The sequence below is a fragment of the Nitrincola nitratireducens genome (genome assembly GCF_000585235.1).
In the GTDB taxonomy this organism is placed as follows: Bacteria; Pseudomonadota; Gammaproteobacteria; order Pseudomonadales; family Balneatricaceae; genus Nitrincola; species Nitrincola alkalisediminis.
In genome coordinates, this window is the sequence record NZ_AONB01000004.1 from 60,180 (window position 1) to 84,206 (window position 24,027).

Genomic DNA, 24,027 nt, shown 5'->3' on the forward strand with positions numbered 1-24,027 from the left:
CGTTTAAGTCATAGAGAGTGTAAGAACCACCGTGATGCTTACGACTGAGTTAAAACAGAATATTACTTAAGGTGTGATCAATGAATAAGAAAGTCGTATTACTGGCTGGGTTAGTCTTAGCCGTGTTAGTGGTTTGGCAGCTTGGTTGGCTAGATGCGTTAACCTTTGACAACCTCAAACAGCAGCAGGCTAACCTGATGGCGATGAGAGACGCTCAACCGCTCATGGTGAGTTTGGTTTACCTCTTGGTTTACGTCGGTGTGACTGCCCTGTCCCTTCCGGGAGCTGCGATTATGACACTCGCTGGTGGTGCGATCTTCGGCTTAGGCTGGGGACTGTTATTGGTTTCATTTGCCTCTACGCTGGGTGCAACTCTGGCGATGCTGGTGTCGCGTTTTTTTCTACGCGATTGGGTCAAACAGCGATTTAGCCATAGCATGAAAAAGCTGGATGACGGTGTTGAGCGGGAAGGTGCCTTCTATCTTTTTGCACTACGCCTAGTGCCGGCATTTCCTTTCTTTGTGATCAATCTCGCGATGGGTCTGACACGGATGAACATCTGGACCTTTTGGTGGGTGAGTCAGGTGGGGATGCTGGTCGGTACGGCGGTCTATGTCAATGCCGGTACTCAGCTTGCACAACTTCAGTCACCGAGTGATATTTTATCCATTCAACTCTTGGGCGCCTTCGCGCTGTTGGGTGTATTTCCGTTGCTGGCCCGCAAAGCACTAGAAATCTATAAAAGTCGTCAAGCGTTACGTCAGTGGAAAAAACCGATGCACTTCGATACCAATTTAGTGGTGATCGGTGCTGGTAGTGGTGGTTTGGTCTCGGCTTACATTGCGGCGGCCGTGAAAGCGAAGGTGGTACTGGTTGAAAAGCACCAAATGGGTGGTGACTGTCTGAATACGGGGTGTGTGCCCTCAAAAGCCCTGATTCGTTCAGCGAAACTTGCGCATGAAATGCGTCACGCTGATCACTATGGTTTAAAAAGCCAACAACCGGAGGTCGATTTTGCTGCCGTGATGGATCGTATTCATGCGGTGATCGCTGAGATCGAACCTCATGATTCGGTAGAGCGCTTTACCGGATTAGGTGTCGATGTGCGCCAGGGTAGTGCGAAACTCATTTCGCCTTGGGAAGTTGAGATTACCCTAAATACAGGCGAAGTGCAGCGCGTCACTACCCGCAGCATTATTCTGGCGACGGGTGCTGAACCCTTCGTACCCGATCTTCAAGGATTAGATCAAGTTGACTATCTAACATCTGATAGCCTGTGGCAGTTACGTGAGCTACCTAAAAGGTTGTTAATACTGGGTGGAGGCCCCATCGGTTGTGAATTAGCGCAAGCCTTTCAACGTTTGGGCTCTCAAGTGACGCAAGTAGAGCGTGGTACGCGTCTGATGTCACGAGAAGATGAAGACGCCAGTCAGTTGGTGATGCAGCATTTTCGTCAAGAAGGTGTGGATCTTCGTTTGCAGCATCAAGCGTTACGGTTTGAAGTTGCTGGCGATAAAAAATACCTGATTGCCCAGAAAGTGACTGGAGAAGAAGTCTCTATTGAATTTGATCGTGTACTGATCGCTGTAGGCCGAAAACCAAGACTCAGTGGATATGGTCTTGAAGAATTGGGGCTGTTACCCGAAGAGGCTAAAACACCCGATAGTCTCGATACAAACAAGTATTTGCAGACGCTTTACCCCAATATTTTTGCCTGTGGTGACTTGATAGGTCCTTATCAATTTACCCATGCTGCTTCACATCAGGCATGGCATGCCACAGTGAATGCGTTGTTCGGTGATTTTAAAAAGTTTGCAGTGGACTATCGTTTTCTTCCATGGGCGACATTCACCGATCCTGAAGTGGCCCGAGTCGGTTTAAATGAACAAGAGGCTAAAGAGCAGGGCATCGATTATGAAGTCACGACCTATGGTATCGATGATTTGGATCGTGCCATCGCCGATGGTCAGGCCTATGGCTTTGTGAAAGTCTTAACACAGCAAGGGAAAGATAAAATCTTAGGTGTGACGTTAGTGGGTCCTCATTCTGGTGATTTGATTGCCGAGTTTGTACTCGCCATGAAACATGGACTGGGAATGAATAAATTACTGGGGACGATTCATATTTATCCAACCATGACCGAAGCGAACAAATTTGCGGCAGGCAATTGGAAAAAAGCCCATGCACCCAAGACGGTGTTAGGTTGGCTGCAAAAATTTCATCAGTGGAGGCTTAACTAAGAGAGGCGTTTGAGACACTTGAGTAGCCTCAAACGCATTTTGATAACCCCTTACTTAGTAAGGGGTTATTGAGGTCGTATTAGAACTGGTTCATCGTGTTGTCTTTACCAGACGCTTTCAGTGCAGCATCACCAGAGAAGTACTCTTTGTGATCGTCACCCATGTCAGATCCAGCCATGTTTTGGTGTTTAACGCATGCGATACCTTGACGGATCTCTTTACGTTGAACGCCTGCAACGTATCCTAACATGCCAGCGGCACCGAAGTACTCTTTCGCTAGGTTGTCAGTTGACAGCGCAGCTGTGTGGTATGTAGGCAGCGTGATCAGGTGATGGAAGATGCCTGCTTCACGAGCTGCGTCTGCTTGGAACGTACGGATGCGGTTGTCAGCTTCGATCGCCAATTCAGTTTCATCGTACTCAACGCTCATTAGGTTGGCGCGGTCGTAACTGGAAACATCTTTGCCTTCAGCTGCCATCGCATCAAACACTTGCTGACGGAAGTTCAGCGTCCAGTTGAAAGATGGGCTGTTGTTGTAAACCAGCTTCGCATTTGGCACTTCTTCACGAATGCGATCAACCATTTCTTTGATCTGACCAACGTGAGGCTTCTCAGTTTCGATCCAAAGTAGATCTGCACCGTTTTGCAAAGAAGTCACACAGTCAAGAACCACACGATCAACACCTGAGCCAGGCTTGAACTGGAACAAACCAGACGCTAGACGCTTAGGCTTGAGCAGCTTGCCGTTGGCTTTAACAACCACATCACCATTGGCAATGTCTTCAGCGCTGTTGATGTAGTCACCATCTAAGAAGCTGTTGTACTTATCACCTAGGTCGCCAGGCTCGTTTGTGACTGCGATTTGCTTGGTTAAGCCAGCTCCTAAGGAGTCAGTACGCGCAACGATGATACCATTGTCAATGCCAAGCTCTAAGAAGGCGTAACGAACAGCACGGATCTTCGCTAAGAAATCAGCATGTGGAACGGTTACTTTACCGTCTTGGTGTCCGCATTGTTTCTCGTCTGATACTTGGTTCTCGATCTGAATCGCACAAGCACCCGCTTCGATCATTTTCTTAGCCAACAGGTACGTGGCTTCTTCGTTACCGAAACCAGCATCGATGTCAGCGATGATGGGCACAACATGCGTTTGGAAATTGTCGATTTTGTCTTGAATCGCTTTCTCTTCAGCTGCATTACCCGCGGCACGAGCGGCATCCAATTGACGGAATAAGCCACCCATTTCACGAGCATCTGCTTGACGAAGGAACGTGTAAAGCTCTTCGATCAACGCAGGTACTGAGGTTTTCTCGTGCATGGATTGGTCAGGTAATGGACCAAACTCAGAACGAAGAGCAGCAATCATCCAGCCAGACAGGTAGAGGTAGCGCTTGTTTGTGGTGCCGAAATGCTTTTTGATTGCGATCAGTTTTTGTTGACCGATAAAACCATGCCAGCAACCCAGAGATTGCGTGTACGCTGAGCTATCTGCATCATACTCAGCCATATCACGACGCATTATGTCAGCGGTGTACTGAGCAATGTCTAGACCGGTTTTGAAGCGGTTTTGGGCACGCATGCGAGCTGCGTATTCTGGGTTGATACCTTCGTAAGCAGGACCAAACTCTTTAGCCAAGGTAGCAATAGAATCTATATCTTTATTGATGCTAGACATGGGTTTTCCTTCTCAAAATTATCGGTTGAGGAACATGGAATCTTTACATCTGCGCGAGAGAGTCGTTCCTCTCGGCTCCGTTGAAATCAATAATGCGTTGCTCGGCCTTGACTGTCAAAGCTAATTTTGTGCATAGCAGCATGGCTGTAGTATGACTACAAGCGCTTTGCACGCTAAAATGTAAAAAAACTACAACTCTACGGAGAGTGTTTTGGTGTAAAAAGTGAGTAAATTCAGGGCTCAAGTCGAAGATCAGGGAAATGATTCTATTGAAGAGAGTTTTTAAATAAACAGTCATTTACAAAAAAATAAGTTATTAAAAGTAATTTTTTTATTTCAAAAAGATCTTAATAAAAGCGACTACAAACTCAGGGTAAATTAAGCAAAATGACTGATTTTAAAGCTTTTTATACCAAAGTTGTGATCCTTTGGTCGTAGGTGTTAACTCTAGGGGAGAGGGTTCACTGCTGACTTCAATGGCGACAACAGTGAACAAAAAAGATATGTATGAATATATTTGTTAGGAATGTTTATTCTGATGCGTCAAGGTCATCTTGACTGTAAAGCGAATTGGCGAGGATCAAGTCAGACAAGAGTGTTACTGATTGTGCATCTGCAGCATTGACGTCATCGTCTAGTAAGGGCTCTGGATGGCAAAGACGTTTGGCTAAACGTCGACTGTCAGGTGTATCGAGAGTGTAGTGTTTGCCATCGACAAACAAATGCGTCACGGTCTCTGATTCTATGAATGAATACCGACTTCCTTCGTTTTGCGTTAAGACGCCACCTTCTTCTAAAAATGCGCGAATGTCATCCAGGGAAAAGGGTTCAGCATCTGTATCCGCATAAAGAGGATACTTAGGCTCAGTAATCCACTCACCGAACCATTTCGCGAGGAGATCAGGCTGGTCTAGACTTTCTAGTAGGGTTGCACGCACTTTGTTAAGAGCTTCATGGCTGATTTCACCCGGTTCGGTTTGCAAGGTAAGATCTGGATCGCTGTAACGGGCATCATGACCCAGACGCTCGCCAATATAATCCGTAAAGCTGCGTAAGATTTCGTGATGAGCCGGTGCTCTGAAACCAACCGAGCAGGTCATGCAGTCATCACCGATTGCGATTCCATTGTGACCGACTCTTGGCGGTAAGTAGAGAATATCACCGGGTTCCAATACATAGCTTTCGTGCGCTTCCCATTCAGGAAGAATCATAACTGGCGCATCTTCACGACGAGGTGAATGCTCATCAAATAGCCCACCAATTTCCCAGCGACGCTTGCCTTTCACTTGTATCAGAAACACGTCGTAATTGTCATAGTGAGGCCCAACACCGCCGCCATCTGTGGCATAGCTGATCATTAGGTCATCGACACGCCAATTGGGCACAAATGAAAAGCGACGTAAGAGCGCATTCGCCTCAGGAGACCAATGATCAACGCCTTGTACGAGGAGTGTCCAACCGGAGGCAGGGAGTTGTGCAAAATCGTCGTCATTGAAGGGGCCATGACGCATAGACCATTGATCCGCTGACGGATTAAAGCTGATGAGTCTGGATTCTACATCCTCTTCACATGCCAAGCCCGCTAACTCGTCAGGCTCAATGGGAGGTGGCATCTCTGCTAAGGCATTGCGGATCACTAAGGGTTTCTTCTGCCAGTAATCGCGCAAAAATTCTTCTGCGCTCATATTGCCGAGCGGGGAGTTGGGTATCATATGAGTAACGTCCTGACAGGGTTAAGAGGCTTGATCGTCGTTTGAATGCGATGAGTGCGAAGGGCGTTGATTGCGCTCTAGGCTCTCTTCAACCGAATTCAAAATACCTCTGAGAATACTGAGCTCGGTACGTTCGGGACGAGAGCGATTAAAATAGCGCTTAATCTTATCGAGAACGCGGCCCTCGTGCTGAGGAATAATGAATTGCGTTTGCCGCAGCACCTTTTCCAGGTGCTCGTAGAACAACACCATCTCCGATTGACGTGCATAGGGGGTCTCGTCAATTGAAGCTTGTCTCGGTGTTTTGTAGGTTTTAAATAGTTCATAGCAAACAAGTTGAACAGCCTGAGCTATATTTAAAACGGGATACTCGGGATTGGCATCGATATACAGATGGCGATTGCATGCCAGCATTTCTGCATTGTTTAAGCCCATTGTCTCTCGGCCAAACAGTATTGCGATTTGTCCAGAGTGCGCCTCTTGATGAATCAGTGTTGCCGCCGTTTCTAAATCGAGTAAGGGAAGATTGAAAGTGCGTTCGCGCGCGCTGGTGCCCACAATCAACTGGCAGTCAGCGATGGCTTCATCGAGGCAGCTTACGACCTGTGCGGACTCCAGCAAATCTTTCGCTCCGGCTGCTCGGGAGGTGGCCTCAGGGTCTGGAAAGACCCGAGGCTGGACCAAATACAGCTGGCTTAAGCCCATGTTTTTCATCGCACGGGCAACCGCACCTATGTTACCTGGATGAAAGGTTTCAACAAGAACGATACGGATGTTGTCCAGCATAGCCGCTTAGATTCCTTTTGCTTGCGAGATCGCGTTGCCAATATATGTACTTGGGGTCAATGCCAACAGCTCAGTTTTGGCTGAGTCTGGAATTTCAAGCGTCGCAATAAAGGCTTGCAGGGTGTCACGTGTCATGGCTTGGCCGCGTGTCAGGTCTTTGAGCTTTTCATACGGCTCTTCAATTGCATAGCGACGCATGACGGTTTGGATGGGTTCAGCTAACACTTCCCACGCATTGTCTAAATCTTCGTGCAAGCGCTGCGGATTGGCTTCGAGTTTTGAGATGCCTTTTAAGCTGGCTTGATAGGCAATTAAACTGTGACCAAAGCCCACACCTAAGTTGCGCAACACGGTTGAGTCGGTTAGGTCACGCTGCCATCTTGAAACTGGCAGTTTTTGTGCCAAATGCTGCATGATCGCGTTGGCGATACCTAAGTTGCCTTCTGAGTTTTCAAAGTCTATTGGATTCACTTTATGGGGCATGGTGGATGAACCCACTTCACCAGCGACGGTTTTTTGCTTGAAGTAGCCAAGCGAAATGTAGCCCCACACATCACGATCAAAATCAATTAAGATCGTGTTGAAACGGCAAACTGCATCAAAGAGTTCTGCAATGTAATCGTGGGGTTCGATTTGAGTGGTAAAAGGGTTAAAGGATAAGCCTAGACCCTCGATAAAGCCTTTTGCATTGGCGGCCCAATCGATGCTCGGGTAAGCGCTCAGGTGGGCGTTGTAGTTGCCAACTGCGCCATTGATTTTACCCAGAAACTCAACCGCTTCGATCTGCTTAATTTGGCGTTGTAAGCGATAGGCGACGTTGGCCATTTCTTTACCAACGGTGGTAGGGGACGCCGTTTGACCGTGAGTACGTGACAGCATGGGCAGTTCGGCATGCTGGTGAGCCAACTTGACGATTGCTTCGGTCACCGCGCGCATTTGATCCAACAACAACGCCGTGCCATTTTTAAGCATCAGGGCGTGAGAGAGGTTGTTGATGTCTTCCGAGGTGCAGGCAAAATGCACAAACTCGGTGATGCTATTGAGTTCGGCGTTGTCACTGATTTTTTCTTTAATGAAGTATTCAACCGCTTTGACGTCATGGTTGGTACGGCTTTCAATCGCTTTGATGCGAGCAGCGTCTGTTTCATTGAAGTCGCTGACAATCTGGTTTAGTAGCGTGTTTGCATCTTGGCTTAAGCTCGGGACTTCATCGATTTGAGGATGAGCCGCGAGTTGTTGTAACCAACGGATTTCCACTTCGACACGAAAGCGGATCAGGCCATATTCGCTGAAAAATGAACGTAGGTCTGCGGTTTTGCTACCGTAGCGACCATCGACAGGGGATATAGCGGTGAGGGCAGAAAGCTCCATGAATACGATCTCACTTACTTAACAGTTATAAAGTCTTTGTGCGGGTAAGGCTAATCAGTAAAGGATTAGTGCTTAGCCATAATTCTTTTTAAAGAAGGACGCACACGGGATTTAAAGAAAAACAAATGCCAGCGTTTTCCACCGACCTGACGCCACAGCATGGCTGCACGCACAGAGGCTAACAATAACGCACGAATTTTAGCGGCATTGTCAGGATTCTGCAGGTGTCTTGGATCACCGCCAACTTGCACACGAAAACTAAAGGTGCTCAGTGTGTCCTGGTACAGAGAGGCAAGGCCCGCAATGACATTGCTGTGTGTGTATTGGGATGGATTAAACGACGCACCCTGATCAAGCTCATTTTCAGACGGTTCGGATAAATCAGGGTTAAAATAGCGTGCTTTTGTTTGCAAACCTTCAAGGCGCTGGCCAATGGTTTGCAGCATATCTGGACGATCATTTAATTTACGCTCTAGATGAATCGCACTGAGCGCGTAACGCATCATATCGGCATTTTGTTCTGATTTTTGTTTATCGCACAGCTCTTGCAAAGAGCGAAGGCCGACGCTTAAGTTAAACGGAATATCTCTGACGCCACCAAAAATATCTTCGGTTAGGTCAGGATTGGTGATAAATAAACTTGCGATGCTGGTTTCAAAGCTGTTCTGTGGCACCATTCCGCGGCGAGCGATTTGGCTAACGAGATTGGCGGCTTGAAAAACACCGGCAAGCGCAATTACTTGTTCATCATGCTGTCGTGACATGCTTAGCTGACCCTACTTAAACTACGACTAGTGGTTTCAATAACAGCGCCGCCTAAGCAGGTATCATCCCGATAAAACACGACAGATTGTCCTGGCGTGACAGCGCGTTGCGGTTCATCGAATGTAACTAAAAATGAACCGTTTTCTTGTTGTTCGATCAGGCAAGCCTGATCCGATTGGCGATAACGAACCTTTGCTTTGCAGCGCAAAGGCAATTCTATTTCAGGGCCGTTAATCCAGAAAATATCACTGCAGGTCAGCCATTCGGAGTAAAGTAGCGAATGCTGTTGGCCTTGTACGGCAATTAATACGTTGCGATCCAAGTCTTTATTGCAGGTGAACCAGGGTTCCTCCGAGAAGTCTTTCAGGCCACCAATACCCAGTCCTTGGCGTTGACCGATGGTGTAGTACATCAGCCCTGTATGTTCACCGATGACAATCCCTTCGGGTGTTTCAATTTTACCCGGTTGGGCCGGTAAGTACTGCTGAAGAAAATCTTTGAAGCGACGCTCACCGATGAAGCAGATACCTGTGCTGTCTTTTTTATTGTGTGTAATGAGACCGTGTTGCTCGGCCAAGGCACGAACGTCTGACTTATCGAGTTCTCCAACTGGAAAAAGGCTGAGTCTGAGTTGTTCTTCACCAACTAAATGCAAAAAGTAGCTCTGATCTTTATTGCCATCGAGTCCTTTAAGGAGGTAGGTGCGATCATTGATATCTGCACGACGAACATAATGACCGGTGGCGATTAAATCCGCTCCCAAAAATTGGGCGTACTCCAGAAAAGCTTTAAACTTGATTTCGCGGTTACATAAAATATCGGGGTTGGGTGTACGCCCCGCTTTATATTCAGCTAAAAAATGTTCAAAGACGTTATCCCAGTACTCTGCCGCAAAATTAGCCGTATGAAGGGGTATGCCAAGTGTGTTACAAACAGCCTGAGCATCGGCTAGATCGTCTTTAGCCGTACAGTACTCGGTACCGTCGTCCTCGTCCCAGTTTTTCATAAACAGGCCTTCGACCTGATAGCCTTGCTGCATCAACAACAAAGCCGAAACTGAAGAGTCGACACCTCCAGACATACCCACAATCACTTTGGTGTGTGAAAGATCAGTCATTTCTCGCCGTAATCTTTATCAAAATAAAGCGAATATTATACCAGTTATTTTCCGGGTGTGCTCTGCTTCTTAGTGCTTTTAGGGGAGACTGTGCTAGGTGAGCGGGGTGGAGGACGTTTTGTGCGTGCTGCTGTTTTAGTGTGTTTAGGTTCTGAAGCGGGCAGGTTGACTTGAGTCGTGAGCCACTGACCCGGTTGAAGATGTGCCAGCGTCCAGGGGCCTATTGCATAGCGAATGAGTCTGAGCGTTGGAAAGCCAACGGCGGCCGTCATACGTCTTACTTGTCGATTTCGGCCTTCATGAATAATCAACTCGATCCAAGTAGTCGGCAGATGTTTGCGTTCACGAATAGGCGGATTGCGTGGCCAAAGGTTAGGATCAGGCAGGACGCGGGCTTCGGCCGGGAGGGTTAGGCCGTCTTTTAACATGATACCTTTACGCAGTTGCTCAAGTGCTGTGTCGTCGGGTATGCCTTCAACCTGCACCCAATAGGTTTTAGGCAGTTTGAAGCGAGGATGGGTGAGCTTCTGCTGCAATGCGCCATCTTGAGTGAGTAACAGCAAACCCTCAGAGTCGAAGTCCAAACGTCCGGCTGCATATACATTTGGAACCGGAATAAAGTCGGATAGGGTAGACCGTCCTTCTGGATCCGTAAAGCAACTTAAAACCTGATATGGCTTGTTGAATAAAAGAATTTTAGACATGGCAACACAAACAAATGGCTTAAGACAATGCCTTAGGGTAAGCAATGTGGCAAACACATACAACCATCAAGTCCTATTAATAAATAAATAGGACTGAATTTTGTGTTTGCTATCTCATAAAAGCGAACTGATTACTGAGATTCTAAGAGACGAATATTGATGGCATGCAATCCCTTTGGGCCCTCCTTAGTTTCGAACTGGACGTCTTGCCCAGCTTTCAGACTTTTATAACCATCTGATAAAATTGCAGAAAAGTGCGCAAACAATTCTTCATCGCAGGATTCTGAAAGGATAAAACCATATCCTTTTGAATTGTTAAACCACTTGACCTTACCTGTCTTCATAACTCGCTCCCCAATATCCCTTTTTTTCAGGCCTATAATTGACCTGAACTCAACATTTAACACGTAAGCCGTGACAGATTCAAAAGAAACTGGATACGTGTCTTTACATCCATGCAGGGACTGCTGATACTAAATACCACTCCTGCGAGTTGAATTATATTACGTAAAAGATATCCAACAAAAGAACTAAGTCCAAATTTTATGTTTAATGATGACTTTGAGTGTGATATGCATAACGATAGTAAGATGGAAAATGTAATGGCACACCAAGATGATGGAGATATGTTTGACCAACATTCTGATGGTCAATTGGCAACGGCGGAAACTAAGCCTAAACTGAAGAAGCCACCCATGTACAAGGTGGTGTTGTTAAATGATGACTACACACCTATGGACTTTGTGGTCGAGGTGCTTATGGTATTTTTCAATCTTGATGAAGAAAAAGCCACTCAAATCATGTTGGCCGTTCATCAGCAAGGCAAGGGAGTTTGTGGGGTTTATACACGTGATGTTGCCGAGACTAAAGCGGCACAGGTGACCCAATACGCTCAAGCCAACAAACATCCTTTATTATGTCAAGTAGAGCAGGTCTAGAGAGGTAGCCGTCATGTTAAATCGTGAACTGGAAGATTCATTGAGCGCTGCCTTTCGGGCGGCAAGAGATAAGCGTCATGAGTTTATGACGGTTGAACATCTGCTACTGGCGTTACTGGACAATCGTGAGGCAGCAGAGGTCTTGATGGCGTGTGGGGCTGATTTCCCACGTCTGCGCAGTCAGTTGCAAAACTTTATTGATGAAACCACCCCAATTTTGTCTGATACTTTTGCCTCGATGGAAACGCAACCCACGCTTGGTTTTCAGAGAGTGTTGCAGCGAGCTGTTTTCCATGTGCAGTCATCGGGTAAGTCAGATGTTAACGGCGCCAATGTGCTGGTGGCGATTTTTAGCGAGCAAGAAAGCCATGCTGTGTATGTGTTACAGCAGCAGGGTATCGAACGCTTGGATATTGTTAACTTTATTTCCCACGGCATCTCTAAGGTAGGTGGCAATGAGCCGTCTGAACAGCGTAATAACGACGAGTCTGAAGGCAATGAAGGGGCTGAAAAGGGCCAGAGCGCTTTATCACTCTATGCCGTCAACTTAAACCAGCAAGCCATTTTGGGACGGATTGATCCTCTTGTGGGGCGTGATCATGAAGTAGAACGAGTTGTTCAGATACTGTCGCGCCGTCGTAAAAATAACCCCTTATTAGTGGGTGAGGCGGGCGTGGGCAAAACAGCGATTGCTGAAGGTTTAGCAAAGCTTGTTGTTGAAAAGCAAGTGCCAGATATCATTGCAGACAGTGTTGTTTACTCACTGGATTTAGGGGCGTTGTTAGCCGGTACAAAATACCGCGGTGATTTTGAAAAGCGCCTGAAGAACTTGTTGAATGAAATTCGTCATCAACCTAAATCGATTCTGTTTATTGATGAAATTCACACCATTATTGGTGCAGGTGCGGCGTCCGGTGGTTCGATGGATGCGTCCAATTTACTCAAACCTTTGCTGAGTTCTGGAGAAATACGTTGCATAGGCTCAACGACGTTCCAAGAGTTTAGGGGCATTTTTGAAAAAGATCGTGCGTTAGCTCGACGCTTCCAAAAAGTGGATGTTCTTGAGCCTAGCGTTGCAGATACTTATCAAATACTCAAGGGCTTACGCTCACGTTTTGAAGAACATCATGAGGTTGAGTACACCGATGCTGCCCTAAAATCGGCTGCGGAATTGGCAGATCGTTATATCAATGACAAGCATATGCCAGACAAAGCGATTGATGTGATTGATGAGAGCGGTGCCTATCAACGTTTGCAGAAGCCCGAAAATCGCAAGAAAGTGATTGATGTTCCTGAAATCGAAGCGATTGTGGCAAAAATAGCGCGCATTCCGCCAAAAAGTGTCTCAGCTTCTGATAAGGATCAGCTTAAAAAGCTGGATAGCAACCTTAAAATGGTGGTGCTCGGTCAAGATGAGGCCATTGATACGCTGTCGGCCGCGATCAAGTTGTCTCGTGCTGGCTTAAAAGAGCCCAATAAGCCAGTGGGTTCCTTCCTGTTTGCAGGTCCAACAGGCGTCGGTAAAACGGAAGTCACATCCCAGTTGGCGCGTATTTTAGGCATTGAGTTGGTTCGTTTTGATATGTCTGAGTACATGGAACGACATACCGTATCGCGCTTGATTGGTGCACCGCCAGGATATGTCGGTTTTGACCAAGGTGGTTTGCTGACCGAAGCCATTACCAAAACACCGCATTGTGTGTTGTTGTTAGATGAAATTGAAAAGGCGCATCCGGAAGTCTTCAATATCCTGCTTCAAGTGATGGATAACGGTACCTTGACGGATAATAATGGCCGTAAAGCAGACTTCAGAAATGTGGTGTTAGTCATGACCACTAATGCTGGAGCTGAGGCCATGGGACGTCCATCCATTGGTTTTAGCAAACAAGACCATGCGACGGATGCCATGGAAGCCATTAAGCGTCTGTTTAGCCCTGAGTTCCGTAATCGCTTAGATGCTGTTGTGCAATTCAAGCCATTATCCTTGGATATTATTAAGGGTGTGGTGGATAAATTCTTAACAGAGTTGCAGGCGCAGTTGGATGACAAAGCGGTGGTGCTGGATGTGTCCGAAGCGGCTCGCAGTTGGCTGGCAGAGCATGGCTACGATGACAAAATGGGCGCTCGTCCTATGCGTCGTTTGATCCAGGAAAAAATCAAAAAACCGTTGGCTGAAATGATTTTGTTTGGTGAATTGTCGGAAGGAGGTGGGGAAGTTCACATCGATGTCTGTGATTCTGAAATTTGTTTAACCTGTGAAATGGCGGAAGCGTAATTCCAAAGACAGACCTTTAGGGAGTCGCCGTAAGGGCATACATGGTCACACATCAATCAATACGCTCTGATTTGCTGCTAGTCTTGGTAACCTTGCTGGCAGCAATCAGTTGGGTATTCTCACGTGAAGCGTTAAATGGCATGGAGCCATTGTTTTTTATCGGTGTTCGTTTTTTAGGTGCAGGTCTTTTGTTAGCGATTCCTGGATGGAGTCGCTTGCGTACCTTCTCACCTCAAGCTTGGCGAAGAGCGCTCTTGACAGGTTGCGTCATGGGGATTGCCATGATGTTTTGGATTATGGGCTTGTTCTTTGCCGATAACATGGGAGTCGGGGCTTTTCTGACCAGTTTAGCCGTCGTATTTATACCGATTGTTGGACGCCTCCTGTTTGGCGAAAAGGCCGCTCGCAGTACCTGGGTGGCAATGGGTATTGCGCTGGTTGGCTTGGTTTTTCTGCGCATTGAAGGCGGCTTTTCCTTGTCGACATCGGATCTATTCTTTTTGGCGTCGGCGCTGCTTTTCTCGTTACACTTTAACTTGAACAGTCGTTTTGCTGCCAAGCTCCCGGTTTGGCCATTGACGGCTATTCAGTTGTCGGTAACGGGGATAATTGGCTTGCTGGGATCCTTGGCCTTTGAGTCTGCTCCCAGTTGGCCTAGTCAATCCTTATTGGGTTGGCTCGCGGCGAGTATCTTGATTGGCACCTGTATGCGATTTTTCATTCAGGTGAAAGCTCAGGGCATGGCGCCTGTCAGTCATGCGGCTGTGATTATGACACTGGAGCCAGTATGGGCCTCAATCTTAGGCGTTTATTGGTTTGCTGAATCGATGACGGGGATACAGCTGTTAGGCTGCTGTTTGATTTTCAGTGCATTGCTGGTCAGTCGTTGGCGATTGTTGTTGGGACGACCGGCTTCATAAGGGATGGCGTGTTAGCAAGGGATAAGAGCGATTTTATTCCTTGGCTATTTCTTTTTATAGAAGGGGTTGTTAACCAAATGATGCAGTCTTAATCTTGGGCCAGCTTCAGCGTTTTAAAATCCATTCATGGTCAGGATCATTCTGAAAGATCCAATTACGACTGGGCCCTGCATGGTATTTAGATAATACAAATCATAACCATAGGGCGCCCCAACTGGGTGATAGCCTTTTGGTACCATCACCACACTTTTATCCTCAACAGTAATGGTTTCATCCAAGCTTCTGTCATCTGTGTACACACGTTGAAATGCAAAGCCCTGAGGAGGTTGATGCGGTGGTAATAGGTTTCTTCTAATTGCGTCTCTTTAGGGGCTGCGTCTTGATCGTGTTTATGGGGAGGGTAGCTAGACCAATGTCCGTTGGGGGTGATAACTTCACATACGAGCAGTTTTTCAGCGGCCATATTGCCAAACAAAATATTGCAGACGTAGCGTTGGTTTGTTCCTTCACCACGGACTTCATATTGGGTATCGTCGGGTGAAATTAACCGTGCAGGGTAGAGTCCTTCAGCGGGGGCTTTGCTAATGGCCACTTCGAGTTGTGTCACAGCGGTGACTTGAAACTGATCTTTAGGAGGAACATAGACACTATAAGGCGCTTGTTTTTCAAACACGCTTTCACGCTGACCTAAGCCTGTCCATTCCTCATGCTGAGTCTTGATATCTGCTTTACCCGTCACGATCACAACACAGACTTCTTGATCTTCAGTGGCTTGAGAAAGGATGGCACCGGGTGGTAATTCGTATACCTCAAAGCCGACATATTGCCAATTGGCTGAAGCAGGTGAAATGTGTTGAATGCAGCCAGTCTCCTGATTAAGACTGGATTTTGAGTGTAAAAATGACATGAGATCTCCTAACGATACTTGATTTTTATTCTTGGTATTCGTGGTATGTAAAGAGTATGGCTAAAAAGAAATGAAATTTCCACAAAAAATAAAAAAGGAATAAAAATTCTTTTAAGTGTGGTTTTGTATTTCATTTTATTGTCGATAAAGCAGGTAGGCTTCTGCTACCTGTTGATCAGGGCCATTTATTGATCCGGTGAAGAGTCATGCTCATCATAGGTATGAAAAAAGCTCCAGTAGGCGTAAATAGTGACACCCCCTGCAATCATTCCCCAGAAGGGAGCCCCCGTTGCCCACTCAAACACTGTCCACAGCAAGCAAACAATAACAGCGACAACGCGGCGATGCTTTGGACGAAAAAAATCGACATCTCGTTGATTCATGGTTTCATGATCTCTTGTTAGCGACTTAAATTAAAAGAACATCTTAACCAATTTATAGGCTTAAAAACAAAAAAAGGGTGCATTGCTACACCCAAGAAGCGACACATCAGTGAATAGGGAAAGGGTTACTTCATCGTCGGCATTGAAAACTCAGCCCCCGCTCGAATACCCGTAGGCCAGCGTGCAGTGATGGTTTTCATACGAGTATAAAAACGTACACCATCAGGACCGTGCATGTGCAGTGGACCAAACAGTGAGCGTTTCCAGCCGCCAAAACTGTGGAAGGCCATGGGGACAGGAATGGGAACATTGATTCCAACCATGCCGACTTGAATGTCTTCTGAGTATTGGCGAGCAGTATCACCATCTCGGGTAAAGATTGCGGTGCCGTTGCCATACTCATGACTGTTAACCAATTTAACAGCTTCTTGATAAGTATTTACGCGAACAACGCAGAGGACAGGGCCGAAGATTTCTTCTTCATAGACTCGCATGCCGGGCATAACGTGATCGAATAAGGTTGGGCCCACAAAAAAACCAGTTTCATGGCCCTTGCAAATAAATTCGCGGCCATCTACGACAAGCGTTGCCCCTTCATTCACACCAGTGTTGATATAGTCTAAGACTTTGTCAGCATGTTCACGCGTGACTAATGGGCCCATGTGGGGTTCAACCGCTTGCCCAGTACCAGGACCTACTTGCATATCGGCTATGGCTTGCGTTAGATCGTTAACCAGACGGTCCGCGACTTCGTCGCCAACACAAACAGCCACTGAAATGGCCATGCAGCGCTCACCTGCAGAGCCATACGCCGCTCCCATTAGCGAATTAACGACTTGCTCAGGATCTGCATCAGGCATGACCACCATATGATTTTTCGCGCCACCTAAGGCTTGTACACGCTTACCTGCAGCAGACGCTGTGGCGTAAATGTACTCGGCAATAGGGGTCGATCCAACAAAACTGACGGCCTGAATACGCTCATCCATTAAAAGCACGTCAACGGATTCTTTATCACCATTAACGATATTAAAAACACCCTTTGGTAAGCCTGCTTCAGATAAAAGCTCTGCCAATAAAACAGGTACGGTGGGATCTTTTTCAGAGGGTTTCATCACGAAGGTATTGCCGCAAGCAATCGCAATCGGGAACATCCACATCGGCACCATCGCTGGGAAATTAAACGGTGAAATACCTGCGCATACGCCAAGGGGTTGCATCAGCGAGTAGCTGTCGACTCCCGAGCCTACATTCAATGAATGCTCACCTTTAAGTAGGTGAGGGATACCGCAGGCAAATTCGACGACTTCTAGGCCTCGCGTGAGCTCACCAACAGCATCTGAGAAAACCTTGCCATGTTCTTGCGAGATTGCAGCCGCTATTTTGCTTTCGTTGGCTTCTAGCAACGATTTAAATTTAAATAAAATTCTGGCTCTTTTTAACGGACTCACCTTTTTCCAGCTTTCAAAGGCTGTTTGTGCCGAGGCTATCGCGGCACGTGTTTCATCCGCGCTGGATAAGGCGACTTTGCCGATGGCCTCCCCAGTGGCGGGGTTGTATACGGTTGCTTCGCGACCACTTTGGCTGGCAACACGTTGGCCATCAATATAATTTCCTAAAACTGTCATAAGGGTTTCCTATTCGGGTTAAAGGGAGAGCGAAATAGGCGACTCCCATTTACGTTACCTTGGTTTAAATGACGTCTAACTGAGCTTCAGCGCAAAAAGCCATCAGATTTTTATGACCCAATGTGGCATAGGTCAAAGGGTGAGCAACAGAAGGGTCTTGCTCTGCTTCAACAACGAGCCATCCAGAGTAGTCGCTGGCTTTAAGGCCTTTGAACAAGGTAACGTAATCGATAAAGCCATCACCCGGAACTGTAAATACGCCATTTAATACAGCGTTTAGAAAACTCAAATCACGATTTTTAGCATCGGCCATAACACTGGGGCGTATGTCTTTACAATGAACGTGAACGATGCGGTCCGCAAAATCACGCTGCACAGCAATCGGGTCACCGCCCGCAAAGGTTAAATGACCAGTATCAAGTAGCAACCCCAGTGAAGGGTTTGTTTCAGCCATTAAGCGACGAATATCCGCTTCGGTTTCGATGACTGTCCCCATGTGGTGATGGTAAGCCAGTTGCACGCCTTTTTTGTAACAGTCATCTGCCAGTTTGTTGAGGCGTAATATAAATACTTCCCACTGAGACTCTGTCATGCGGGGAGAGTGGGATAAGGGGGTTTCACGCTGACCATGAACGCAGTCGGTCACTTCACAATACACCATGACCTTCGAGCCCAAAGCTTTAAGAAGATTAAGATGTGAAGCGATTGCTGCTATTTCATCTTCTGCTGTACGCATGAGTAATTCACCACTAAACCAACCGGATACCAAGCTGAGTTTATGTGAGTCTAAAATAGGCCCTAAGGCTTCAGGGGTGCGTGGAAACTTATGCCCTAGCTCAAAGCCGCTAAAGCCCGCTTGTTTGCCTTCACTGAGACAAACATCAAGAGGTGTGTCGCCACCTAACTCTGGCAGGTCGTCATTGGTCCAAGTTAAAGGATTAATGCCTAAACGTACGCTCATACTTATCTCCAGGAACACTCAGTGTTCAATTTTATTTTTATGAAAAAGACTATGTGTTTTGTAATTGACGCGCTTTGTGTGACTCGTATGTGTTGCGCGCTTTTTGTACCTCTGGGCGTGGAGAAACTTCCGGTACTGCAACATCCCACCAAGCCCCTCCCTCTTTGGTATCATTTAGAGGGTCTGTATCGATTGCAATCACATAGGTGCGAGTGGCTAATTTTGCACGCTCAAGTGCTTGCTCAAGCTCATAGATGGAACAAACTTGCTCTGATAGGGCTCCAAGAGATGCTGCATGGGCCGCAAAATCAGTCTTAGGGGCACCGTCATCAATCGTTAAACAGTCTTCCAGTAAATTATTAAACCCAGGGCCACCACAGAACTGTTGGAGGCGATGAATACAACCAAACCCTCGATTATCGAGCACAACCAAGATGATCTTTTGACCCAGCATAACAGAGGTAGCAATTTCCGAGTTCAACATCAGGTATGAGCCATCACCGACTAAAACATAGACTTCGGAGTTAGGTATCGCCATTTTTACGCCAAGACCACCGGCTATTTCGTATCCCATACAGGAGTAGCCATACTCCATGTGATACCCTTTATCAAATCGTGTGCGCCAGAGTTTCTGTAATTCTCCGGGTAAGCCGCCTGCTGCACAGACCACAATATCCTGCTCATTCGCTGCCCGATTCACTGCACCGACAACTTCTGCATCGCAGGGTAGATCTGACTGACGGTTCGCGGTCAGTTTTTCAACGGTTTGATCCCAAGATTGCTTTACAAATGCAGAGCGTTCAATCCACTCGCTTGAGACAGTCCAGCCCGTAAGTGCGTGGTTTAATAGCTTAAGTGTTAGCTTGGCATCACCCACAAGGGCTTGACCCTTGTGTTTTATGGCGTCAAATGCAGCGACATTCAAACAGAGAAGCTTTGCTTCGGGGTTAATCATGGCTCTGGAGCCTGATGCAAAATCACCCAGCCGTGTGCCGATCGCAATAATTAAATCAGCCTCTGCCGCTAGTTGATTGGTGGATGCAGCACCTGTGACACCAATGCTGCCCATATTTTGTGGGTGATCCCAAGGCAAGGCACCTTTGCCTGCTTGAGTTTCGCCGACAGGCAGTTGGCTTTGACTACAGAACTGCTTGAGCTCGTTAAGCGCAAGAGAGTAGTGAACACCACCTCCTGCGATGATTAAAGGTTTTTTTGATGCCTTAATTAAGCGAAGGGCCTCATCTAGCTCTCTAACATCAGGGGACTGGCGACGAAGATGGTGAATTCGTTCAGCAAAAAAATGTTCAGGATAATCGTACGCCATGACCTGAACATCTTGTGGTAGGGCCAAGGTTACGGGTCCACAATCGACGGGATCGGTAAGAACACGTAAGGCTTGCGGCAGCGATGTTAAAAGTTGTTCCGGTCTTGTAATTCGATCAAAAAAACGACTGACAGGTTTGAAACAATCGTTGGAGGTTAAGGTGTGGTCATGAAAATTCTCGACCTGTTGCAAGACTGGATCCGGTAAGCGAGTAGCAAAGGTGTCCCCTGGTAAAAGTAGCAAAGGTAGGCGGTTCACATGCGCCACGGCAGCCGCTGTCACCATGTTTACTGCGCCTGGGCCTGCCGACGCGGTACAGGCCATCATTTGCCGACGATTAAGTGTTTTGGTATAAGCAATTGCAGCATGTGCCATGCCTTGCTCATTGTGAGCGCGATAGGTTGGGAGGTGATCTTTTACTTGATAGAGTGCTTCACCAATTCCTGCGACATTACCATGTCCAAAGATCGCCCAAACACCTGCAAATAGGGGCTTAATTTCGCCATCAACAATAACCTTTTGTGCGGTCATATAACGAATAACGGCTTGCGCATGGTGAGTTTGATTGTTTTCATTATTCGGATCACCTCGTGTGTTCGATGAACATGGATGCCTTTAGGCTCATGTACTTAAAGTTAGGGCTTATTGATTACGAGCTTTCCAGTAGGAAACTAATTGCAAATAGTTTTCGACAACTGCATCAATGAGTGCCTGATCATCAATTTCATTTCGTAACCAAAGCCGACTGGGCTGACTAAAAATGGTACGACCAACCGCAAAACCTTTACAGATATCAAAGCCAGCACTGTTTAAAAATCCTTGCTTTAATTCTTCAGCAGGAGCGTCCAGACCAAGCATAACAACTCCACGACAATGGGGTGCACGTGAATGTATGAGTTGCGTAATAAGTTGCCAGCCATCGGGTGATTGTGGTGGTAATTTCCACCAGTCAGGAAATACCTCTAGGTTATAGAATCGCTTCATCGCATTGATATAGACTTGATCATGTTCAGGCATATTTTTGGGCGGTATAATTTCAAGCAACAGTTCATGTCCTGTCGCTTGGCAAGCATGATAGAGCTCAATCACTTGCCGCTCCTGTGCTAGTCGCAACTGAGGCTGATCATCTGGGTGGTAAAAGACTAAACATTTGACAATATGTTCTTTCGGCCAGGTTGAAAGTTTTGCGCTTATGTTATGCCCACCCTCAAGCTCAATGACACGTGAGCTTGGGAACTCGACAGGGCGACCAATCCACCAACCGCGTCCTGTGACCGCATTAAGGGCATCTTGACCGTAGGTATCGTCAATTAGAACTCCCACTTGGCTTTGGCCGATATGCGATGCGCCAACTTCTGTGGCCTTAACTAAAAGTTGTTTGAGCATAGGAATGCGTGCTGGATCAGCGTTTTCTTCACGTGCCATCGTATACAGCTGTTTGCGGTGGTCAAAGGCTAGGATACACAAGTCATTCCATGCCTTTGGTTGACGCTCTGTTGTGACGCGGTGAAGGTAGTTTAAGCGCTTATCGAGATCTGGACGAGCAATGTTGTGCGCGCGAGCGATGTAGTCGTCCAGTTCTTCTGCACTTGGGATGGCTGGTGCGCAACCATGACGAGAAACAACCAGTGCACCGCATGCATTTGCATAGGCACAGGCGTGCTCCACCGTGGTGTTCGTCAACCATCCGCGCAGGAAGCCGCTTAAAAATGCATCTCCCGCGCCTAGAACGTTGAGTACATCGACCTTGACCCCGCTGTACACCCTAAATTCAGATTCAGAGTCAGGTATCTCTGATTGAAGAAGCGTACACCCATCCGCACCTAATTTAAGCAGTATGGTGGCATTTGTTAGTTCACGAATTTTTCTAAGTGCGGTCAGTGTGTTGGTACTTCCACCGGCAATATGAACTTCTTCTTCTGTGCCAACGAGTAGATCAATATGAGGCAGTATCGATTGCAAGTGCTGGGTGACATCATCACTCGAGATGTAGCGGGTTTCACCATCGCCAGGATTAGTGAGTCCCCACAGCACAGGCCGATAGTCGATATCCAGAATAACCTGTGTATTGGCGGCTTTAGCATATTCAATCGCGGTGTTACTTGTTTTATAGGTTTGTTCAGTAGAGAAGTGCGTTCCTGTAATTAACAGTGCTTTAGCAGATTGAATAAACTCAGGGCTGAAATCTGAACAATCAATGGCCATGTCAGCACAGTCATTTCGATAAAAAATCAAAGGGAAAGTTTCGCGGTCTTTAATACCCAGTATAACGAGTCCCGTTAAACGCTTTTCATCAGTGACAACATGGCTAACATCGACACCTGCGCGGGACAGTTCTTCACGAACAAATCGGCCCATGTGCTCATTTCCCACGCGTGTAAGCATAGCGGATTTTAATCCTAATCGCGCAGTGCCGTACGCGATGTTTCCCGAAGAACCTCCAAGATATTTTGCAAAGCTTGTCATGTCTTCAAGACGACTGCCTATTTGTTCACCATAGAGATCAACAGCAGCACGGCCTAAACAAATCAGATCCAGTGGCTTTTCATTTTTATTCATATTTTTCGCATCCTGTATTAGGAAGAACTGGCTTCTCTAGTTTCAAGTGATCTTATGACAGATTAGAATAATTATTCCAAAATTACAATAGATAGAATAAATGTATTTAATTGTTTTTGATTACGCGTTAAGACAAAGCTGAAGACACAATTTTTTAAATTTTAAAGCGTTGAATTAAGGCCTGCAGACGCTCGTTCTGTTTTGTGAGATCCTGTGCAGCACCAGCACAGGTCTCAGCTGTATGACTGTTTCGCTCTGTAATTTGACTAATCTGCTCTACACCAAGGTTCGCATGATGCAATGCAGACTCTTGCTCTGTGGACGACTGAGATATGAGTTCAACCCGCTCAGAAACCGTTTTTGCTGACTCGACAATTTGTTTAAGTGACTCTGCGGTTCGAGAAACTATATTCATTCCACGCTGGCTCTTCTGCGAGGAGCTCTCAATAAGACTTGCTGACTCCTGTGCTGCTCGCGCGCTACGAGAGGCCAAATTGCGAACTTCATCTGCGACCACTGCAAAGCCACGACCTTGTTCTCCAGCGCGGGCGGCTTCAATCGCTGCGTTTAGGGCCAATAGATTGGTTTGTCCTGCAATGTCGTCAATGGTATTAATGATTTGGGTAATGCTGTCGCCTGCTTGGTTGATGTCTTGCATCGCGGTGATGAGCTCTTGCATCAGTTGATCGCCTTGCTCAGCGGAGATGCGAGAGGTCGCCGAAATACGATCAGCTTCCTTGGCATATTGCGCATTGGCTTCAGTTTGATGAGTGACTTCGTTCATTGTGGCGCTAATTTGCGTGACAGCTGCTGCGGAGTGGTTGGCATCTTCAGCTAATGAATAACTTAAGCGAGAGACATTCTGAGTGAGGTGCGCAATATGCTCAGCGCTGTCTTTTACCTGAGAGACAAGCTCATGCAGGCTCTTAATCATATTCTGTAAGGCTTTTCCAAGCCGATCAACAGGGGAGAGGACATCCACTTTTACACTTAAATCACCTTGTGCGATTCGCTCTGCAGCATCGGCACGTGCTTGTAAACTCAGGGTCATTGCATTTAATGCCTGGGTTAGGTGGCCAATTTCATCGTTAGAGGTGTGTGTTAAGCGTTGCGAAAGATCGCCTTGCTGGATGCTTCCTGCGAGCAGTGCTGCTCGCTTAATCGGCGTTGCGAGTCGGCCAGCACTGATCCACATAAGTAGGATGGACACAAGTGCAACTGTCAGTCCCACAATGACTTGCCAAAATGTACTTTTTAAATTGGCTTGGCTAAGTGCTTGATCTAATTCAAGGGCTTCAGCCAATACGACGGATTCAGGTACGTTGATGAGAAGAGCCCAAGGTGTTTCAATCTTTGCGAGTGTGATGGGCACGATCGCTTCAAATTCACCATTACTTAAGTTGCGCTCAGCGTTTGCTTTCGCTTGTTGAATGGCGGGTCTCAGGGCTTGCCATTCCTGTTCGTTGATTTTCTGACCTATGCGGCTCGGGTTTTCACTATCTGCTACTACGATGCCATGATAACTGACGATGGTTGCTTGCCCCGCACCTTGAAATAACTCTTTATCGAGTGCTTCAACTAACTGCTGAATAAATGTGAGATTGAAATCTGTCCCTGCGATCCCTAGAAAAGTCTTATTCACGATAATGGGAACAGATATGCGTGTTATCCATGTGGAGACATCACCTTGTGAACTTGGGACTGGGTCTTGAAGGGTTGGACGCAGTGTATGCTGTGTTTGATTATACCAATAGCTGATCGC

17 protein-coding genes and 2 pseudogenes are annotated in these 24,027 nt (G+C 46.8%); 4 read left to right on the plus strand and 15 right to left on the minus strand.

What is annotated here, in order from left to right; genetic code table 11:
• Positions 1-80 precede the first annotated feature (80 nt).
• The gene (locus D791_RS05560; protein WP_036508885.1) at positions 81-2,240 is read left to right on the plus strand and encodes an FAD-dependent oxidoreductase; all 2,160 of its coding nucleotides are present in this window, start codon (positions 81-83) and stop codon (positions 2,238-2,240) included.
• Between the two features lie 79 nt (positions 2,241-2,319).
• On the opposite strand, the gene D791_RS05565 is transcribed toward D791_RS05560, so the two are convergent.
• The 8 genes from D791_RS05565 to D791_RS05600 all read right to left on the minus strand — a co-directional run bounded on the left by D791_RS05565 (position 2,320) and on the right by D791_RS05600 (position 10,714).
• Positions 2,320-3,915: an isocitrate lyase gene (locus D791_RS05565; RefSeq protein ID WP_036508888.1), complete on the minus strand. Its 1,596-nt coding sequence runs from the start codon at positions 3,913-3,915 to the stop codon at positions 2,320-2,322.
• Positions 3,916-4,445: 530 nt separating this feature from the next.
• Complete coding sequence (locus D791_RS05570; RefSeq protein ID WP_036508891.1) at positions 4,446-5,627, minus strand: ribosomal protein uL16 3-hydroxylase; 1,182 nt, start codon at positions 5,625-5,627, stop codon at positions 4,446-4,448.
• A 21-nt stretch (positions 5,628-5,648) separates the two neighbouring features.
• Positions 5,649-6,413, minus strand: a complete 765-nt coding sequence (locus D791_RS05575; RefSeq protein WP_051514278.1) for an RNA methyltransferase — start codon at positions 6,411-6,413, stop codon at positions 5,649-5,651.
• A gap of 6 nt (positions 6,414-6,419) precedes the next feature.
• Positions 6,420-7,784: an adenylosuccinate lyase gene (gene purB, locus D791_RS05580; RefSeq protein WP_036508894.1), complete on the minus strand. Its 1,365-nt coding sequence runs from the start codon at positions 7,782-7,784 to the stop codon at positions 6,420-6,422.
• A gap of 65 nt (positions 7,785-7,849) precedes the next feature.
• On the minus strand, positions 7,850-8,548 hold the full coding sequence (locus tag D791_RS05585) for a lysogenization protein HflD (protein ID WP_036508897.1): 699 nt from the start codon (positions 8,546-8,548) through the stop codon (positions 7,850-7,852).
• A gap of 2 nt (positions 8,549-8,550) precedes the next feature.
• Positions 8,551-9,666 (minus strand): tRNA 2-thiouridine(34) synthase MnmA, encoded by a 1,116-nt coding sequence (gene mnmA / locus D791_RS05590; RefSeq protein WP_036508899.1) that lies wholly within the window; start codon positions 9,664-9,666, stop codon positions 8,551-8,553.
• A 44-nt stretch (positions 9,667-9,710) separates the two neighbouring features.
• Entirely contained in the window at positions 9,711-10,370 is a 660-nt protein-coding gene (locus D791_RS05595; RefSeq protein ID WP_036508902.1) for a pseudouridine synthase, read from the minus strand.
• Positions 10,371-10,501: 131 nt separating this feature from the next.
• Complete coding sequence (locus D791_RS05600; RefSeq protein ID WP_036508905.1) at positions 10,502-10,714, minus strand: cold-shock protein; 213 nt, start codon at positions 10,712-10,714, stop codon at positions 10,502-10,504.
• Between the two features lie 258 nt (positions 10,715-10,972).
• Between D791_RS05600 and clpS the strand changes: the two genes are divergently transcribed.
• From clpS to D791_RS05615, 3 genes are read left to right on the plus strand one after another with little or no spacing between them, the layout of a single operon-like run.
• Positions 10,973-11,308, plus strand: a complete 336-nt coding sequence (clpS, locus tag D791_RS05605) for an ATP-dependent Clp protease adapter ClpS (RefSeq protein ID WP_425489359.1) — start codon at positions 10,973-10,975, stop codon at positions 11,306-11,308.
• 13 nt (positions 11,309-11,321) lie between these two features.
• Positions 11,322-13,583 carry an ATP-dependent Clp protease ATP-binding subunit ClpA gene (clpA, locus tag D791_RS05610; RefSeq protein WP_036508908.1) on the plus strand — a complete coding sequence of 754 codons (2,262 nt, stop codon included), beginning with the start codon at positions 11,322-11,324 and terminating at the stop codon, positions 13,581-13,583.
• 41 nt (positions 13,584-13,624) lie between these two features.
• Positions 13,625-14,503 carry a DMT family transporter gene (locus D791_RS05615; protein ID WP_036508911.1) on the plus strand — a complete coding sequence of 293 codons (879 nt, stop codon included), beginning with the start codon at positions 13,625-13,627 and terminating at the stop codon, positions 14,501-14,503.
• Between the two features lie 113 nt (positions 14,504-14,616).
• Here D791_RS05615 and iolB read toward each other — a convergent pair.
• The 7 genes and pseudogenes from iolB to D791_RS05650 all read right to left on the minus strand — a co-directional run bounded on the left by iolB (position 14,617) and on the right by D791_RS05650 (position 23,907).
• A pseudogene (gene iolB, locus D791_RS05620) lies at positions 14,617-15,410 on the minus strand (5-deoxy-glucuronate isomerase).
• Positions 15,411-15,595: 185 nt separating this feature from the next.
• Positions 15,596-15,793 (minus strand): hypothetical protein, encoded by a 198-nt coding sequence (locus D791_RS05625; protein WP_036508914.1) that lies wholly within the window; start codon positions 15,791-15,793, stop codon positions 15,596-15,598.
• A gap of 125 nt (positions 15,794-15,918) precedes the next feature.
• Positions 15,919-17,421, minus strand: a complete 1,503-nt coding sequence (locus D791_RS05630; protein WP_036508916.1) for a CoA-acylating methylmalonate-semialdehyde dehydrogenase — start codon at positions 17,419-17,421, stop codon at positions 15,919-15,921.
• Positions 17,422-17,485: 64 nt separating this feature from the next.
• A complete protein-coding gene (gene iolE, locus D791_RS05635; protein WP_036508918.1) occupies positions 17,486-18,382 on the minus strand; it encodes a myo-inosose-2 dehydratase in 897 nt (298 codons plus the stop codon).
• Positions 18,383-18,431: 49 nt separating this feature from the next.
• Positions 18,432-20,281 (minus strand): annotated as a pseudogene (gene iolD, locus D791_RS05640) (3D-(3,5/4)-trihydroxycyclohexane-1,2-dione acylhydrolase (decyclizing)).
• A gap of 67 nt (positions 20,282-20,348) precedes the next feature.
• On the minus strand, positions 20,349-22,265 hold the full coding sequence (locus D791_RS05645; RefSeq protein ID WP_036508922.1) for a bifunctional 5-dehydro-2-deoxygluconokinase/5-dehydro-2-deoxyphosphogluconate aldolase: 1,917 nt from the start codon (positions 22,263-22,265) through the stop codon (positions 20,349-20,351).
• A 154-nt stretch (positions 22,266-22,419) separates the two neighbouring features.
• A complete protein-coding gene (locus D791_RS05650) occupies positions 22,420-23,907 on the minus strand; it encodes a methyl-accepting chemotaxis protein (protein WP_081763749.1) in 1,488 nt (495 codons plus the stop codon).
• Positions 23,908-24,027 lie beyond the last annotated feature (120 nt).

Bases quoted from the DNA above. Each gene is read 5' to 3' on its own strand.
- D791_RS05575 (WP_051514278.1), bottom strand. From the start codon at position 6,413: ATGCTGGACAACATCCGTATCGTTCTTGTTGAAACCTTTCATCCAGGT.
- D791_RS05600 (WP_036508905.1), bottom strand. From the start codon at position 10,714: ATGAAGACAGGTAAGGTCAAGTGGTTTAACAATTCAAAAGGATATGGT.
- D791_RS05625 (WP_036508914.1), bottom strand. From the start codon at position 15,793: ATGAATCAACGAGATGTCGATTTTTTTCGTCCAAAGCATCGCCGCGTT.
- clpS (WP_425489359.1), top strand. From the start codon at position 10,973: ATGGCACACCAAGATGATGGAGATATGTTTGACCAACATTCTGATGGT.
- D791_RS05615 (WP_036508911.1), top strand. From the start codon at position 13,625: ATGGTCACACATCAATCAATACGCTCTGATTTGCTGCTAGTCTTGGTA.
- D791_RS05645 (WP_036508922.1), bottom strand. From the start codon at position 22,265: ATGAATAAAAATGAAAAGCCACTGGATCTGATTTGTTTAGGCCGTGCT.
- D791_RS05560 (WP_036508885.1), top strand. From the start codon at position 81: ATGAATAAGAAAGTCGTATTACTGGCTGGGTTAGTCTTAGCCGTGTTA.
- iolE (WP_036508918.1), bottom strand. From the start codon at position 18,382: ATGAGCGTACGTTTAGGCATTAATCCTTTAACTTGGACCAATGACGAC.
- purB (WP_036508894.1), bottom strand. From the start codon at position 7,784: ATGGAGCTTTCTGCCCTCACCGCTATATCCCCTGTCGATGGTCGCTAC.
- D791_RS05565 (WP_036508888.1), bottom strand. From the start codon at position 3,915: ATGTCTAGCATCAATAAAGATATAGATTCTATTGCTACCTTGGCTAAA.
- D791_RS05630 (WP_036508916.1), bottom strand. From the start codon at position 17,421: ATGACAGTTTTAGGAAATTATATTGATGGCCAACGTGTTGCCAGCCAA.
- D791_RS05595 (WP_036508902.1), bottom strand. From the start codon at position 10,370: ATGTCTAAAATTCTTTTATTCAACAAGCCATATCAGGTTTTAAGTTGC.
- clpA (WP_036508908.1), top strand. From the start codon at position 11,322: ATGTTAAATCGTGAACTGGAAGATTCATTGAGCGCTGCCTTTCGGGCG.
- D791_RS05585 (WP_036508897.1), bottom strand. From the start codon at position 8,548: ATGTCACGACAGCATGATGAACAAGTAATTGCGCTTGCCGGTGTTTTT.
- mnmA (WP_036508899.1), bottom strand. From the start codon at position 9,666: ATGACTGATCTTTCACACACCAAAGTGATTGTGGGTATGTCTGGAGGT.
- D791_RS05570 (WP_036508891.1), bottom strand. From the start codon at position 5,627: ATGATACCCAACTCCCCGCTCGGCAATATGAGCGCAGAAGAATTTTTG.